General features: G+C 36.6%; 16 protein-coding genes and 1 pseudogene. 8 read left to right on the forward strand and 9 right to left on the reverse strand.

Annotation, left to right across the window (positions count from 1 at the left end; genetic code table 11):
* Positions 1–52: 52 nt before the first annotated feature.
* Together JCM9157_RS26210 and JCM9157_RS11620 are read right to left on the reverse strand one after the other, a co-directional pair.
* A pseudogene (locus JCM9157_RS26210) lies at positions 53–1,143 on the reverse strand (class II aldolase/adducin family protein).
* A 2-nt stretch (positions 1,144–1,145) separates the two neighbouring features.
* Entirely contained in the window at positions 1,146–2,384 is a 1,239-nt protein-coding gene (locus JCM9157_RS11620) for a zinc-dependent alcohol dehydrogenase (RefSeq protein WP_035664906.1), read from the reverse strand.
* 163 nt (positions 2,385–2,547) lie between these two features.
* Between JCM9157_RS11620 and JCM9157_RS11625 the strand changes: the two genes are divergently transcribed.
* The gene (locus tag JCM9157_RS11625; RefSeq protein ID WP_035664908.1) at positions 2,548–3,426 is read left to right on the forward strand and encodes a diacylglycerol/lipid kinase family protein; all 879 of its coding nucleotides are present in this window, start codon (positions 2,548–2,550) and stop codon (positions 3,424–3,426) included.
* A gap of 46 nt (positions 3,427–3,472) precedes the next feature.
* On the opposite strand, the gene JCM9157_RS24645 is transcribed toward JCM9157_RS11625, so the two are convergent.
* Both JCM9157_RS24645 and JCM9157_RS24905 read right to left on the reverse strand, forming a co-directional pair.
* The gene (locus JCM9157_RS24645; RefSeq protein ID WP_156321490.1) at positions 3,473–3,613 is read right to left on the reverse strand and encodes a hypothetical protein; all 141 of its coding nucleotides are present in this window, start codon (positions 3,611–3,613) and stop codon (positions 3,473–3,475) included.
* Between the two features lie 175 nt (positions 3,614–3,788).
* Entirely contained in the window at positions 3,789–3,962 is a 174-nt protein-coding gene (locus JCM9157_RS24905; RefSeq protein WP_162831763.1) for a hypothetical protein, read from the reverse strand.
* Positions 3,963–4,129: 167 nt separating this feature from the next.
* On the opposite strand from JCM9157_RS24905, the gene JCM9157_RS11630 reads away from it, so the two are divergent.
* The gene (locus JCM9157_RS11630) at positions 4,130–4,687 is read left to right on the forward strand and encodes a TlpA disulfide reductase family protein (RefSeq protein ID WP_035664910.1); all 558 of its coding nucleotides are present in this window, start codon (positions 4,130–4,132) and stop codon (positions 4,685–4,687) included.
* Between the two features lie 86 nt (positions 4,688–4,773).
* Here the strand turns inward: JCM9157_RS11630 and JCM9157_RS11635 are convergent, their stop codons facing one another.
* Positions 4,774–5,757 carry a sodium:calcium antiporter gene (locus JCM9157_RS11635; protein ID WP_035664912.1) on the reverse strand — a complete coding sequence of 328 codons (984 nt, stop codon included), beginning with the start codon at positions 5,755–5,757 and terminating at the stop codon, positions 4,774–4,776.
* A 446-nt stretch (positions 5,758–6,203) separates the two neighbouring features.
* Positions 6,204–6,740 (reverse strand): HD domain-containing protein, encoded by a 537-nt coding sequence (locus JCM9157_RS11640; protein WP_035664914.1) that lies wholly within the window; start codon positions 6,738–6,740, stop codon positions 6,204–6,206.
* 168 nt (positions 6,741–6,908) lie between these two features.
* Here JCM9157_RS11640 and trhA point away from each other — a divergent pair, with 168 nt between their 5' ends.
* The 5 genes from trhA (at position 6,909) to JCM9157_RS25745 (ending at position 10,117) form a co-directional block, all read left to right on the forward strand.
* A complete protein-coding gene (gene trhA / locus JCM9157_RS11645) occupies positions 6,909–7,556 on the forward strand; it encodes a PAQR family membrane homeostasis protein TrhA (RefSeq protein WP_035664915.1) in 648 nt (215 codons plus the stop codon).
* A gap of 84 nt (positions 7,557–7,640) precedes the next feature.
* Complete coding sequence (locus tag JCM9157_RS11650) at positions 7,641–7,871, forward strand: excisionase family DNA-binding protein (RefSeq protein ID WP_035664916.1); 231 nt, start codon at positions 7,641–7,643, stop codon at positions 7,869–7,871.
* 49 nt (positions 7,872–7,920) lie between these two features.
* Complete coding sequence (locus JCM9157_RS11655; RefSeq protein WP_035664917.1) at positions 7,921–9,117, forward strand: putative glycoside hydrolase; 1,197 nt, start codon at positions 7,921–7,923, stop codon at positions 9,115–9,117.
* A gap of 271 nt (positions 9,118–9,388) precedes the next feature.
* A complete protein-coding gene (locus JCM9157_RS11660; RefSeq protein ID WP_035664919.1) occupies positions 9,389–9,955 on the forward strand; it encodes a GNAT family N-acetyltransferase in 567 nt (188 codons plus the stop codon).
* 27 nt (positions 9,956–9,982) lie between these two features.
* On the forward strand, positions 9,983–10,117 hold the full coding sequence (locus JCM9157_RS25745; protein WP_268870942.1) for a hypothetical protein: 135 nt from the start codon (positions 9,983–9,985) through the stop codon (positions 10,115–10,117).
* Positions 10,118–10,177: 60 nt separating this feature from the next.
* Here the strand turns inward: JCM9157_RS25745 and JCM9157_RS11665 are convergent, their stop codons facing one another.
* From JCM9157_RS11665 to JCM9157_RS11670, 3 genes are read right to left on the reverse strand one after another with little or no spacing between them, the layout of a single operon-like run.
* Positions 10,178–12,469 carry an efflux RND transporter permease subunit gene (locus JCM9157_RS11665; protein WP_268870943.1) on the reverse strand — a complete coding sequence of 764 codons (2,292 nt, stop codon included), beginning with the start codon at positions 12,467–12,469 and terminating at the stop codon, positions 10,178–10,180.
* Positions 12,459–13,277, reverse strand: a complete 819-nt coding sequence (locus JCM9157_RS25750) for an efflux RND transporter permease subunit (protein WP_268870944.1) — start codon at positions 13,275–13,277, stop codon at positions 12,459–12,461. Before JCM9157_RS25750 ends, JCM9157_RS11665 begins: the two co-directional genes overlap by 11 nt.
* Positions 13,246–14,454, reverse strand: coding sequence for an efflux RND transporter periplasmic adaptor subunit (locus tag JCM9157_RS11670; protein WP_035664921.1), 1,209 nt, complete (start codon positions 14,452–14,454; stop codon positions 13,246–13,248). Before JCM9157_RS11670 ends, JCM9157_RS25750 begins: the two co-directional genes overlap by 32 nt.
* A gap of 322 nt (positions 14,455–14,776) precedes the next feature.
* On the opposite strand from JCM9157_RS11670, the gene spxA reads away from it, so the two are divergent.
* A complete protein-coding gene (spxA, locus tag JCM9157_RS11675) occupies positions 14,777–15,172 on the forward strand; it encodes a transcriptional regulator SpxA (RefSeq protein ID WP_035664923.1) in 396 nt (131 codons plus the stop codon).
* Positions 15,173–15,329 lie beyond the last annotated feature (157 nt).

Here is a 15,329-nt window from a genome sequence, read left to right on the forward strand (position 1 = left end):
GGTTATCCTACCTGGCTTGTAGGATAACCCCAAAAATTTGTTTGTCGCTTTACTATGACATAGGAACTTGGCGTTGAATTTTGCCTTCAATTCGATTAAAGATATTTTCCAAAGAGGAACCTGTTATAGTTAGTCCGTGATTTTTCAGACCAATAACGGCCTCTGCGGGATTTTCAGACTCTCTTATTAGCTTAGCAACGGTTTCTGCAAGTTCAATTGTGCCACAAGGATAATTAATCTCGGTAGCTTGAATTCCATCCATCCAAGCATGAATGTGAACAATGGCTCCTACCTCAGGATGTTCCTTATAAATCATCCAGTGCTCAATTGCATCGACTGATGCGCGCTTAGGTGTGACATTAGGAGGAATGCTTACTTCCATGAAGTTATCATCATTGTTATATCCTTTAATGTAAAGGATATCTCGTCCAATCTCCTTCATATTAGCTTTATTAATACCACTTGCACTCATCCAAAAATGATTCTCATCTGAACGAGCACTTAAATTTCCATAACTCAAACCACCTAATCCGTATAATTTCTTAAGATGACGCATATCTCGGTCATTTAAGTATTTGTCTAGTGGAAATGGAGCAGGAAGTAGGTTCATTTCATCTAACTTCTTTCCTGATTTACTTAACTCCGTTGTGACACGGTCGCCCTCCCACAAGGCTGCAGGAAGATCCTCTGAAAAATGATTGTCAATGACTAAGCGAGATTTAGTTAGTGGTTCAAGGCGTTTGTAAATTTTTCGAAAAAAGCTGTTTCTTGTCCTTCTTCATAAGTAATCGAATAGCATCCTTGCTCAGGTGTAAGAAAATGCACTTCTGTTGTCCCTGCGCGATGATTGATATACATAAAATGATTTGCCAAAGACCTCACAAGAAAAGGATAAATTTCAGTAAAAAGGTCGTATGGTTTCCCTTTGCTTTCTAATACCCCTACGACAAAGGTAGCTTGTGCTTTGCGACGAAATGGTTTGATATCATCTTCGCTTACAAAATGAAATACTAGTTGAAGAGGATCCTCGTGATTGTCAGTGTATGAAAACCCGTTCTCTTTAAAGGTAGATATTAATCCTTGCGACATCCATTGTAAGAATGAACTAGTGGGATTCGAACTTAGTGTGAAATTATTATTCATTGTTAGCCTCCAACTGTAGTTTGATCATGGTTGAAGATAACTTTCAAAGCATTTTCGCGATTTCGTTTTGTTATTGTATTGAAAGCTACCTTGTACTCATTTAGAGGGTATTGATGTGTAATTAAAGGCGAGAGGTCGACTTTGCCTCTTCTCATTAATTCAATTGCAATTTGAAGGGTGTTCATTCTTTTTCCTTCAAAATCATTAGTACTATAAGCGAAACAACCCTTTACTGTTAATTCGTTTAACCAAACCGTTGTCCAGTCAATCTGCTTCATAATACTGGCTAGACCTAAAATAACGACTTTTCCGCCACTTTCTGTAAAGCGTAGAGCATCTGTGACACTTTGTTTTTTACCTACACATTCATAAACGATGTTAGCTCCGCCTTGAATGACCTCTGGCCCAAATATAGGTTTTAATACTTCAGCTCCTAAATGAGTAGCAGTTGTTTGTACATACTCTGAATGTAAATAGATGACATCATCTGCACCTAGTAATTTAGCCATTTCTCCTTGAAAGGCGTGTTTAACTAAGATAGTAACGTTACATTCGTATCCGAGTGCTTTGATTGCTGCGATAACAGATAGCCCAATTACCCCTGCACCAATAATTAGAACGTTATCCCCTTTGTTAGGAGGGTTTCTTAGAACCGCATGTAAGGCACAGCTAAATGGTTCAACAAGAACTCCGTTTAAATCATTAACCTCATCTGGGAGTGGGAGAACTTGACTTTTGTGTGCAACTAAATAAGGACTCCAGCTACCTCCAGTGTCACGGCATGCGCCAATGAGGAGACCAGATTGAATAGATCCTTTTGTTTTTTGTTGGCATAGACTTTCATCTCCTCGTTCGCAAGCCGGGCAAGGAGTAAGTCCTCTACTTTCACAAGATAAGATTGGGTTTATAACAACACGTTGTCCAAGTGTTACGTTAGATATATTCTTTCCTTTTTCAGAAATCACGCCAACTGCTTCATGTCCAATCGTAAATGGGAAAGAAACATATGGGGATGTTGACGGACTGTCGTGAAGAAATAGAAGGTTCATATCACTTCCGCATATACCACCGTACTTAACTTTTACCTTCACCCAATCATCATTAGGCAAATCCGGTTCTGAAGTTTCTTTCCAATTTAAACAAGAAAAGCGTGGATGCCAATGTATAGAAGGGACCCAGCGTCCTACAGCTTTTGTAAATACATATTTCGGAATGTTGAAATTAAATTGCAATGCATTCACATCTATCACCTCCCTTATACATATTGCAGCATCAGCGCAATTACTAGTAATTTGTGCAGAAAAACGTAATTTATTCATATTTTTCCTTTAATATGGCATAATTATCTTTGTATATTTAGTAGGATTTCGGGAAAAATACGTCGAAAAAGGGGGGAGAGCGACAATGTATTGTTTTGTAATTAATAAAACGTCAGGAAATGGTCGGTCAGTCAAAATTTGGAGTGAGATAGAACAAATTTTAAAAGAGAAAAACGTTAGTTATACATCTTTAATTACAAATAGTAAACAGGAAGTTATTGATCATTTTCAAGCGTTGAAATCATCACCGGATAAGGTAGAAGGTGTTATTGCACTAGGTGGGGATGGGACAATTCATGAAATTATTAATCAGTTATTTGGTACGACTGTACCGTTTACAGTAATTCCAACAGGATCAGGAAATGATTTTGCGCGAGCTCGTGGGATAACCGATAATTACAAGCAAGAAGTTGAAAGAATTTTGGGTAAGAGTCACCAAAAAATAGATTTACTAAAAATAGGTAATCGCCACTGCATGACGGTGGTAGGCATTGGTTTCGACGGGAAAGTTGCCAAAGAAGCAAATGAATTAAAATGGAAGAAATGGTTTGGTGGGCTAGCATACTTTTTTATCATATTTAAAGTGTTGCTAAGTTATAAGCCAACGTCTACAAAGTTACTTCTTAATGGAGATGAACGAGTTTATGAAAAAGTGTGGTTGATCGCAATCGCTAATCATCCATATTACGGTGGCGGGCTGAAGATTTGCCCTGAAGCAATTAGTAACGATGGAAAGATAGATATTTGTATTATCCATACCTTGCCGAAATGGAGGCTCTTGTTTATTCTTGCAGCTGTCTTTAAAGGGAAACATGTCAAAATGAAAGGAGTTGAATATTTGCAAGTCGAGTCGATTGAAGTGGAAACAGCAGAACCGTTATATGTGACTGCGGATGGAGAAATGGTAGGGCAAACGCCTACTTCTGTAACAGTTTCAAAGGACGCCTTTCATGTCATCTCATAGCAATAACTCAAAATCTGACCAGAAAATAGGTCAGATTTTTTTGAGTTTATGACTTATTTAATAGCGAAGCTTCTTGTGCATTACTTTTTACATTCTGTTCTTGATGAAGATCTTCATATTCTAAAATAAAGAGGAGATTAAAAAACTGTGAGCAATAGGTTTTCATGTTGTCATACAATTGTTTCATAATGCGCCTCCCTTGCCAATGGTTATACAAATAATATGCTCTTTTATGTATAAATTCATGCAAGGGAGGTTTTTCATCATTTTTAAGTTAACGGCTCCGTTTCAATCCACTTTAGTTTATTCCAAGATTGAAAAACAACAACCCTTGGAAAAAGACCTATAAAAAATGATATTCCTTAAAGATCTTCTTTTTTTCTTCGTTCAAGTAATCGTAAAATCCAGAGTGTGACATTGATGAAAGCTAATAAATAGAACAACCAAGTGATTGTGACATCGGTTTGATAAGAATAGACGACGAAAATAATTAATAACGTGATGGCTATAAGTTGGTAAATCTGAATTTTTGACAAAGCATTCTTCCTCATTTCGCATGATTTTGTTTATTGGGACATACGTTACATTATAAAGGTTTTTTAATCTAGTAACTGTCTGTTTTCTTTGAGAACACTCAGTTCCATCTTGTACATATGCAACTATTATAACAGAATTCACTTTTGAACGAAGGGGAGCTTATTTAATGAAAAAAAGTCAAGCTTTATATCGAAGCGTTTTAATCATTATTTTATGTGGTGTGGGCTTTATGTACAGTCAGTCAGAGAGTGTTTATCAACAAGTTGAAGAGGCTGTTGCTAATTCAATATCAAAAGGAGTTCAAGTTGGACAAGAAGCTCTACCTATTCAATTAGAGACCTTAAAAGGAGAACAAGTTTCATTGGACGATTATTTAGGTCAACCTGTCGTGGTTAACTTTTTTGCTACTTGGTGTCATCCATGTCAAGAGGAGATGCCTATAATCGTGGAGATGGAAAAACGACTTAAAGAAAAAGGGGCAGCTTTCGTTGCAGTTAATATGACTAGCCAAGAAAGTAGTAAGGATGAGATTGCTCCATTTTTACAACATTACCGGGCTACGTTTGATCCGTTGTTAGATAAAGATGGAGAGATTATGAAGAAGTATCAAATTATTGGCATACCGACAACCTTAGTAATTGATGAAAATGGCATTATTGTTCAACGAATTAACGGTGGATTGACTTTTGAATTAATGGAAGACTTAGTAATATTTAGAGAGTAGAGTTTTATGTTAAAGGCTGCTGAAAACGATTTGTTTCAGCAGCCTTTCATTTTGAATCTCTATGCTTAATACATCTTTGAACATTATTATTGTATAAAAATTAAATAAGAAGAGATGAAATAGAGAATGACGAGGATTAGCGAAGGTAATGCATACCTGAATGCCGATTCTCTTGGTTTTCTGACTAAAGAGTAAAGAATGACTACTGATAAAATTCCTACGGCTGCTGCAGTAATTTGGTGAACATCTGAAACAGCAGAGATGATTGACCCTTTTCTATAAAATACATCTGATGCCCCTAAGATTAAAATGTTGAATAAATTGCTTCCTAAAATAGAGCCAATTGCTAAGTTGTAATTACGTAGTTGGAGTGCGACCAGCACTGAAATGGCTTCTGGTAAAGAAGTGGTAGCAGCAATAAGAAAACTACCTACAAAACTTGCACCAAGTCCCGTAATAACAGCAATTTGATCACCAGTAACTGTTAGTAATGTACCTGCCCCCATAATGACGATAGCAGCAATAATAAAACCAACAATGGCCCTTTTTAAGGAGATTGCAGACATATTATATTCTTCTGGCTCTGTAACAGGTTGTTGTGGGTTCTTTTTACTTAAATAAGAGATAAACATCATCCCAACAATATAAATAACCATTAAAATCCAAATATCTACGCCGATACCTAGAAAAGAATAAGGAGTTTTCAGTGAAAGAGCGAGAATGGCTACAATGGCAAGAATTAAACCAATACTTGCCGTATAAATATGGGATCGTTCAGCATTTTTAAAAATTTGTTGCTTTCGAAAATAAAGGTCAAAGCTGGCGATAATTAATAAGTTAAACATATTACTACCAAATACGTTACCAACTGCAATATCTGGGCTATCAAGGACAATAGCTGAAACGCTCGTTGTAACTTCAGGTAAAGAAGTTGCTCCTGCTAAGAAAATAGTTCCTACAACCATTCCACCGAGTGATGTTTTTTCACCGATTGTGTCCGCGTATGTAGACAACTTAATGGCAGCAAATACAGTTAGTAAAGCTGCGAAAATAAAACCTATAAAAACCATGAATGAATTCCCCCTATAAATAGTAAACAAAAAAAGACCCTTTTATGAAAGTCTACCCGTAATGGAGTACTCTCATAAAAAGGTCTTGCGTACTTTTAAAAAAATCTTAAAAGCTCAATGAACCGAGTGATCTTATATCACTGTCATGACGACTCATTGACCAAAGGTCGCTACTCCCCTTTTTAGTATTTAATTGTGATAAAGTAACTGTAGCATGTGCCAATTCTAGCGTCAATCTAATTATGTGGCTGAATTAGAATTATGGTGAAGATTGATTCGCTCCGAAAAAGATAATTTGCTCTCTAAGAGTGCCTGGTGAGCCTCATCGCGCTTACGCACTGACGGGTCTCACCTTGGCCTTTTTCTGTGGCTTCAATACCCGAAAAAGCATTCTTATCGTGCATGCATATAAGCAGTTAAACCAATTAGTTTTATTAGCCTCAATCCTACATTGAATGCTTCATAGAATTGTTTTCATAAAACGAATTAATTTTTTGATCTAGACGATCTAACAAATCACGTGCCCGTTCATCAGTGATTTTACGGTAATGATGCTTGCCTCCTGGTTCTTCATCTAAATTGTCTGCTAAAGCAACGACATGCTGGAGAGGATTGAGTTCAAGATAGCCTTTGGGCAAATAGGAATCAGTGTGAAGTAACACGGCTAAAGCAATTTCTTTAGCGAATTTAGGATGTTCACCAAGTCTAATTAGTAATTTATGAGCACGCTCAGAACCTTTTATGGCGTGAATATCATATTCCTTGTATAAGTCATAATCCCATTTTCCATTTCGATACCAAGTATAGTGACCAATGTCATGAAGGAATGCAGCCTTCGTGGCACGATCGGGATCAACTCCGTGTACGTTTGCCAATTGAAATGCATGGTAAGCACAAGCAATCGCATGGGCCATACCTGATCTTTTCACATATTTTTGTGTAATAGGGTGATCAAACAATTGCACTAATGTTACATGTCTCATGTGACATTCCTCCTTTCAGAAACTTGTCAAATAATCTGCTTACAAAAAAGTATATTTTATCTATTATATAGATGTTATTGTGAAGATGCAATGAAAATTTGTGGAAAGAGTGGAACTGAAATCAAAAATAGGTGTATAATAGACGTATGTTCGAGAGAGGAGATTTTTATGGCAACAACACATACGTTTTCTAAGAAAGAAGAAATAGCGAATGCAATAACTCATGGAATTGGTGTAGTTTTAAGTATTGCTGCATTAGTATTGCTCATTGTTTTTTCAAGTTTACATGGATCTGTTTGGCATATTGTCAGTTTTACCATATATGGGGTTACAATGTTACTCCTTTATTTTTCTTCAACTATGGTTCATGCACTTCCTAAAGGAAGGGCTAAAGACTTATTTGAGGTATTTGATCATTCCTCTATCTATTTATTTATTGCTGGGACCTATACACCCATTTTATTCATCGTCGTTCAAGGAGCACTCGGCTGGACTTTATTTGGAATTGTTTGGGGTATAGCAACTATAGGGATTGTTTTTAAGTTCTTTTTCGTAAAAAAGTTTTTGTTTTTATCGACTGTTTTTTATATTGCAATGGGGTGGCTAGCGATTTTCGCTATTAATCCAATTGTTGAGACTTTGCCGTCTAAGGGAATTGCTTTACTTTTTATAGGGGGTATCTGCTACACGATTGGAACAATCTTTTATGTTTGGCGGGGATTTAAATACCACCATGCGATCTGGCATTTATTTGTTTTGGCAGGAACAATCACTCATTTCTTTTTAATTATTTTGTATGTTTTACCAATTTCATAATTTTTTTGTAAAAACCAATGTCAATGTAACATTGGTTTTTTGCTGGGGGAAAAGGAAAGGTTTAACTTAGAGGGGGACAGTAATATGTATGTAACTGTAAAGGAATTAGCTGACTTTTTAGAATTGACGGAAGACTATATTTTAACTCAAATTCGTTTAGGCCATGTTAAGGCGGTCTCTGATGGTGAGACTTTTTTAGTAAACAAAGAACAATTTATGTGGCACAAAGAACAACTTGATTTAAAACGTAAACAGTTAGCACTGGAAGCAGAGGAACCTATTCCTGAAGATTGGGATGCTAAAGACGAGGACTAATACATAGAATAAGGATATGAACACAGAACCAAAAAGGGAGTGTGATCATATGCAAATTATTTATGCTCTGATGCTTTTTGTCGTAACGGTTGCTTTCGGTTCATTTTCAGTACAAGCAGAACAGCCAGAAGTCATTAAAGTAAAAGAGCACCCGTTTATGTTGCATACAGGGAAACAAATAGAATTACCTAATGAGCTGGTGAGATTTGTTTATGATAGTGGATATACGTTTAATTATCCAGAAGACGGAGTACGGGGAGTGTATGTTACGGGTAACTCTGCAGGTGGGGAGCGTTTTAACCAGTTATTGGATTTAGTTAATACGACTGAGCTAAATTCAATGGTTATTGATATAAAAGACGACCATGGTTATTTAACGTTTCGCCCAGATAAAGATTCACCTTTCCAAGATATTTCCCAAAATTACATTGGGAACCCAGAGCAATTAATGAACACATTAGAGGAAAATGAGGTTTATCCAATAGCTCGCATTGTTGTTTTTAAAGATACCATCTTGGCAGAAAAACGTCCTGATTTATCTTTTCAGGAAAACGGGAAGGTTTGGAAAAACAGAAGAGGTGAGGCTTTTGTTAATCCATTCCTTAAAGAGGTTTGGGATTATAATATTTCAATTGCTGAAAAAGCAGTTAAACTAGGTTTTAAAGAAATTCAATTTGATTATGTTCGTTTTCCCGAAGGCTTTGAACGTCGAGATGAGACATTACAATATGACGTTGGTACCTATAAAGACGGCGACGACAACGTTCAGAAGAGGGTAGCTGCAGTTACCGATTTTGTAGCATACGCAAGAGAACAACTTTCCTCTTATAATGTTGATGTGTCGGTAGATATTTTCGGGTATGCTGCTACGATCACGGAAGCACCAGGAATTGGACAAAACTTCGCTAAAATATCTGAAAATGTTGATGTCATATCTTCAATGATTTACCCAAGTCATTGGACACCTTATTTTGGGATAGATAAACCAGATTTATACCCGTATGAGTTAACAAAAGCATACGCTAAAGTGGAGAATGAAGTGTTGGCTGCGTTAGATAATCCACCTACATCTCGCCCTTGGATTCAAGACTTTACTGCGGCTTGGCTTGGTGCAGGTAACTATAAAAGATATGGTGTAGATGAAGTTGAAGCGCAAATAAGAGCTTTAAATGAGCAGGGGATAAATGAATATTTGCTTTGGAATGCTTCAAACAGATATACAGAGGGAGTCAATTACAAACCGTAATTCGTTTTATTTAGGGGATTATCCGATAGGTCAAATGAAAGACCTGTTGAGAGATAATCCTTTTTTTGTGTAATAGTCAATAATTTAAATATTGCCTTTGGATTAACACGATTAAACACAAGGAAAATCGTGTAATTGTAAGAAACATATGCATAAACATATAATGACAGGTAAAAAGAAGGAATATCCAATAAAAAGCTTATTACGAGAAGTTTATCGTTTATTATAAAAGGAATATACTAATGTTAACAAAGATTGACGGAGGCGAATTATGAACTGGTATGAGAAATTAAATAAATATTTTCCGATTGAAGAAATGAAGTCAAAGGAACACATGGAATTATTGTTAAAAGAAAAGGCCGATATTTACCATAAGGACGAGGGCCCGAACCATGTTATGATGTATGTAGAAACAGATAATTTCGTTTTTGTTGATTATTTATTTGTTTCTAAAGATGCCAGGGGTCAAGGCCTTGGTAAAAAGTTACTGAATCAGTTAAAACTTAAACAAAAACCCATCATCTTAGAGGTGGAACCAGTTGATTACGAAGACACTGACACAAGAAAAAGACAGCGTTTCTATAATCGAGAAGGGTTTAAACATGCAGAATCTATTGGTTATAAACGACGTTCTCTTGCTACGAATGAAGTTAATGAGTTAGAGATCCTTTATTGGTCACCAACAGACGAAACAGAAAAAAGCATTTTTGAGAAGATGAAACACACTTACGAGAATATTCACACATATAAAGATAAAGAGTTATATGGTGAATCGTATGAGGATGTTGATGTCGTTCTTACGTATGAAAAAGAAAAAGATCAAGCCAGCTTACAATAATGAATTAGTTTATGGAAGGTGATTCCTATGAAACAAAGGGATGTTAAACGTAAAAAGAAACGTGAGTTGCTAAAAGATTTTTTGAAGAAAAATGTTCGTGATTGGAAGCAAAAAACAAAACGAAATCCAATGCCACAATCGTCAAAAAGAACAACAGCCTAAGGTACGAGGATAAAAGAAAAGGGTATTCCAAAAAGTCTTATGACTTTTTGGAATACCCTTTTAATGTTCAATCACTACTTCTCTTTTCTTGTTTTTATAGTTGTCTGCTAAATAGTAAACAACTGGTATTAAAATCAGGGTAATGAATGTTGAGGCTGCTAGTCCAAACACAATCACAATAGCCATCGGTTGTTGAACTTCTGTTCCCTCGCCAAACCCTAATGTTAAGGGGATTAATCCTAAAATGGTCGTTAAAGCTGTCATTAAAATAGGTCTTAATCTGGTTGGGCCAGCCTGAATAATGGCATTATAACTGGAGTTCCCTTCAGTTTTAAGAGTATTTATGTAATCAACTAAAACAATAGCATTATTTACTACAATTCCAGTTAAAATTAAAATCCCTATTAAAGAACCTACTCCAAGAGGTTGATTAGTTATAAATAAACCTAAAATGACTCCAATTGCAGTTACTGGAACAGAAAACATAATGATAAATGGATAAAAAAAGGATTCGAATCGTCCTGCCATTACCATATAAACAAGGACAATAGCTAAAACGATAGCTCCTCCAAGTTTAAAAAAGGCATCATTCATTTGTTCATTTTGACCTCCGAAAGTAATACGATATCCACTAGGTAAAGTTGGTCTTACTTCTTCTTTTAAAATATTCTCAATATCGTGAATGACAGATCCTAAATCTCTATTTAAAAGATCCGCTCTGACAGTCACCTCTCTTAGCCGATCAGCTCTTCGAATTGAACTCGGACCTTGTCCTCTTTCAACCTGGGCAATTGTTGAAAGAGGAATACGTTCCCCAGTAGGAGTATCAATTAAAAGTTGTTCAAGGTGATTGACAGATGCAGTATAACGATCTTCTACCAGTAAGCGAACGTTGATTTCATCGCCGTCTCTTGCTAAACGAGTAGCAACAAGGCCCTTGGTTGCATTGCCAATCGTGCTTGCAATCTGGGCACTTCCAATTCCAAATGAAGCAGCAGCCTGTCTATTTATCGTAACCGTTACTTCCGGATTTCCTTCTGTGTAATTAGACTTTGGTTCACGCACACCTTCAACCTTTGAAATACTAGTTATAATATCATCTGAAACTCTCTTTAATGTCCTTAAATCTGCCCCTTTTACAGTTATTGAAATAGGGTTATCTGAAAACCCCGTATCGCTAGCAGAAACTGAAATATCAGCATTTGGAATCGTGCGTAATAATTTACGAATTTCTTCAGCAATAATAAGGTCACTTCGATGTCTCTCGTTAATTTCCTTTAATAAAATACTATACGAAGCTCGATTTACTTGAGAGCCAGCACCGATTGTGAAATTATCAGTTCCTCCTACAGTTAAGAAGGCTAGATCAATTTCTGGGATCAATTTAAGTTGATTGTCTACTTCTAATGTCGTTTCATATGTCATATCTAAAGAGCTACCTGCTGGAAGCCTAACATCTACACTAATAAAACTTTGATCTTGGGCAGGTAGAAACTCAGTTCCTAAAAACGGAACACAGGCAGCCGAAAGAGCTAATAAAATAAAGGTAGTTAGTAAAACTGTTTTAGGCTTAGCCAAAGCTTTTTTTAATACTTTCTCATAAAATGTTCTTGATCGTTCAAAGCCTTTTTGAAAAGCTGATGTGTCATCATTTACTTTCATAAAGGTAGAAGTGAGCAAGGGAACAATGATAAGAGCTGTAATGAGGGAAGCTAATAACGAGAAGGCGACCGTAATCGCAAGTGGTTTGAATAACTGTGCAGCTAATCCTTCAACAAATACAATTGGTAAAAATACGACAACTGTAGTTAAAGTTGAAGCTACAATGGCTCCACCGATCTCATTTGTACCTTGAATAGAGCTTCTTTTTTTCCTTTCGCCGAGCTGTCTTTTCCGGTAAATATTCTCAAGGATGACGATGGCATTATCAACCATCATTCCGACTCCTAAAGCAAGTCCTCCGAGTGTCAGGATATTTAAAGTCTCTCCGTAAAAGTAAAGAAAAAGAAATGTAGTCATAATTGAAATAGGAATTGAAAATCCGATAATAAGGGTGCTTCTAACATTTCGTAAGAAAATATAAAGAACAAACGCAGCTAACAAACCACCAATGACAATATTCCAAGCAACAGCTCGTATAGATTGCTCGATAAAACGACTTTGGTCAAAAATAGAGCGAATTTCGACTCCTGTCGGTAGGAGAGTTTCTAATTGTTTTAACTCTTGATTAATTTTTCTAGCGACTGTTACGGTATTGGTACCAGATGCTTTTAAAACAGATAAGCCAACTGCCGGATTCCCATTTAAATAGCTTTGTTGGTTGACGCTTGCGGTGGTTTCCTTAATGGACACCAACTCCCCAAGAGATGATCCCCTCTTTTGTTGGTACAGGTAATATTTCAAGATCATAAACGGATTGGAACTCTCCTGTTACACGTATAGGCAAGCTTTGATTAGCATCTTCAACTTGTCCACCAGGTAAATTAAGATTTTCACTTGCAATTAATTGCTGAAGGTCCGTTATGCTTATCCCATATAGAGCGAGTTGCTCTGGGTCAACATCTAGTCGAATTTCTTGGTCAGCACCACCTTCGATTTGAACAGCTGCCACTCCGTCAATTGAATCTAACCTTGGTTGGATTTCATTCTCAATCAGCTTTTTCGCCTCAGCTATATTTTCAGTTGGTTCAGTAACAGCTAATTGGACAATTGGCAACATACTAGGATCAAACCTCATTACTTGAGGAGCAGCTACTCCAGCAGGGAGGCTGTCTCGCACTTGGTCAATTCTTTCCCTCATTGCAAGAGTAGCAAAATCTAAGTCTGTACCCCAATCATATGAAACAAGAAGGAGAGTGCCACCAGTTCTCGAGGTAGAGGAGATGGTTTCAACGTTTGGCACACTTGATAATATCTCTTCAAGAGGTCTTGTAATGAGTTTTTCAACTTCTTCTGGTCCTGCACCCTCATAACTTGCTGTTACTGCAACGACTGGGTAATCCAATTCTGGGAAAAGATCGACTGGTAAATTATAAAGCGATACGGTTCCTAAAAGAATCAATAAAACGATAAACATTGCCATAGTGACTGGGCGTAATACAGATAGTTTTGCTATGTTCATTGTATGCTCACTCGTTTCGAATCGTAATTTCTGCGCCATCTGTTACTCGTTCTTTGCCAATTGTAACGACTTGTTGATTTTCTTCGATACCAGAGATGACTTCGATTAAATCTTCTTCTCTTACCCCGAGTTCAACCGATTGACGGTTTGCAATATTCTCATTAATAACAAATACATAAGGTTGTCCATCTTCATATAAGACTGCATTAGCGGGAACAACAAGAGCTTCTGTAATTTGGTTCAAATCAAAAATTGCAGTTGTTCGCATTCCTCCTTTAAGACGCATAGTGTCGTTCTTGAGAGGGACGGTAACTGTAAAAGTATTGGTTTGTGGATTAACGACAGGTGAAACAATACTGATCTCACTTTCTATCTCTTCATCTAAACCTGTAATCGATAGCGTTGCTGATAAACCAGGTGATAGCTGAGTTATTTGAAAACTATTAGCACCGAACGTTGCTTTCAACTCGGTTATATCTGACACAATGGCTAATGGGTGACTTGGTATAGAAGTTTGACCTTTTGTTACATCTAATTGTGAAACCACCCCGGATATCGGTGAACGTACCTGTGTTGATTGAACAGCTTCTTCTGCTTGAACAACTGCATTTTGAGCTGTTTGAATTTGAGCTTCAATTTCGAATGTATTTACAGGTGAAAGCGCCCCTGAACTAGCTGCTTGAGCAAGTTCAGCTTGTTTTAAAGAAACTTCCAGAGATGACTGTAACATCTCAACGAGTGAATCCTCCAGTTGATTTCGATCTAACTCTTCGATCAATGTGCGTGATCTATCTATAGAAATTTGTAAATCTCCTTGTAACTGTTCTAGATTTTTCACATTGTTTCGAATGGATTGATTCAACTCTTGGGCTTGACCGAGGCTTCTTTCCAATTGAGCAAGTACTTCCTTTGCTTGATTTAATTGTCTCCGAGCTTCTTTATCATCAAGAGTCACAAGAACGTCTCCTTTTTCAACCTTTTGCCCCATTTCAACATGAACTTCTTTTACTTCTAAAGGTAGAGTACTTAAAATAGGTAACTGTGTATTAGGAAGCAATTGACCAGATAGTTCTATTCTTTGTTGAATAGTGTTTGATGTAATAAATTCGCTCTCTACAATAATCTGTTGCCTGTCAAACTGTTCGCTCGTAATATCATCTGTCCCGCAAGAAACTAACAAAAAAATTAAAGCCAGAACTATTAACCAATTTCTCAATTAAACTCAGCTCCTAGATGGGTATGTACCATACTTTCTGATAGACTTGACCTGTTCTTAAGGTGTGACAATAAGGTGACAAGTATGAGTCTAAAAAAAGAATTGATGAAAAGAACTAAATAAACATATTTGTTTAGAAAAGATTTTTCTGTATAATAGGTTTATAATGTCGTATCCAGGGTATTAACTTTACATGTATATAGTTTGTTTACTTTGTATAATAAATGTATGGATTATATATACAAAAGTTGAACACGGTAGTATAATGTGTAGTGTGGAAATGATATTAAGATCTCAAAGCCTGAAAGGAGAGGTCCGTTATATGGTTACATTATTAACATCACCTAGTTGTACATCATGCCGAAAAGCAAAGGCATGGTTAGAAGAACATAATATTCCGTTTGAGGAAAGAAATATTTTTGCATCACCACTAACAATTGAAGAGGTAAAAGAAGTGGTTCGCATGACTGAAGACGGGACTGATGAAATTATCTCAACTCGTTCAAAAGTCTTTCAAGAGTTAGATGTAGAATTAGAAGCTCTACCATTACAAACGTTATTTAAGATCATTAGCGAGAACCCAGGGTTACTTCGCAGACCGATTATTTTTGATGAAAAACGTCTGCAAGTTGGCTATAATGATGCTGAAATTAGACGTTTTCTTCCAAGAAAAGTACGTACATTCCAATTACAAGAAGCTCAACGTCTTGTAAACTAAAATAAACCCTTCTACATTAAAATAGTAGAAGGGTTTTTATTTGTTTTTTCTTGCAAGGAATGTTGCTATGATAATCCTAAAACAAAAGTAAAATGGAGCGGAAGGTACTTGACTCCTACGGGAATAAAGGAAAGGGCAAGACCCCGCAGACGGAACG

This window comes from Halalkalibacter akibai JCM 9157, assembly GCF_000513135.1.
Classification (GTDB): domain Bacteria; phylum Bacillota; class Bacilli; order Bacillales; family Bacillaceae_D; genus Halalkalibacter; species Halalkalibacter akibai.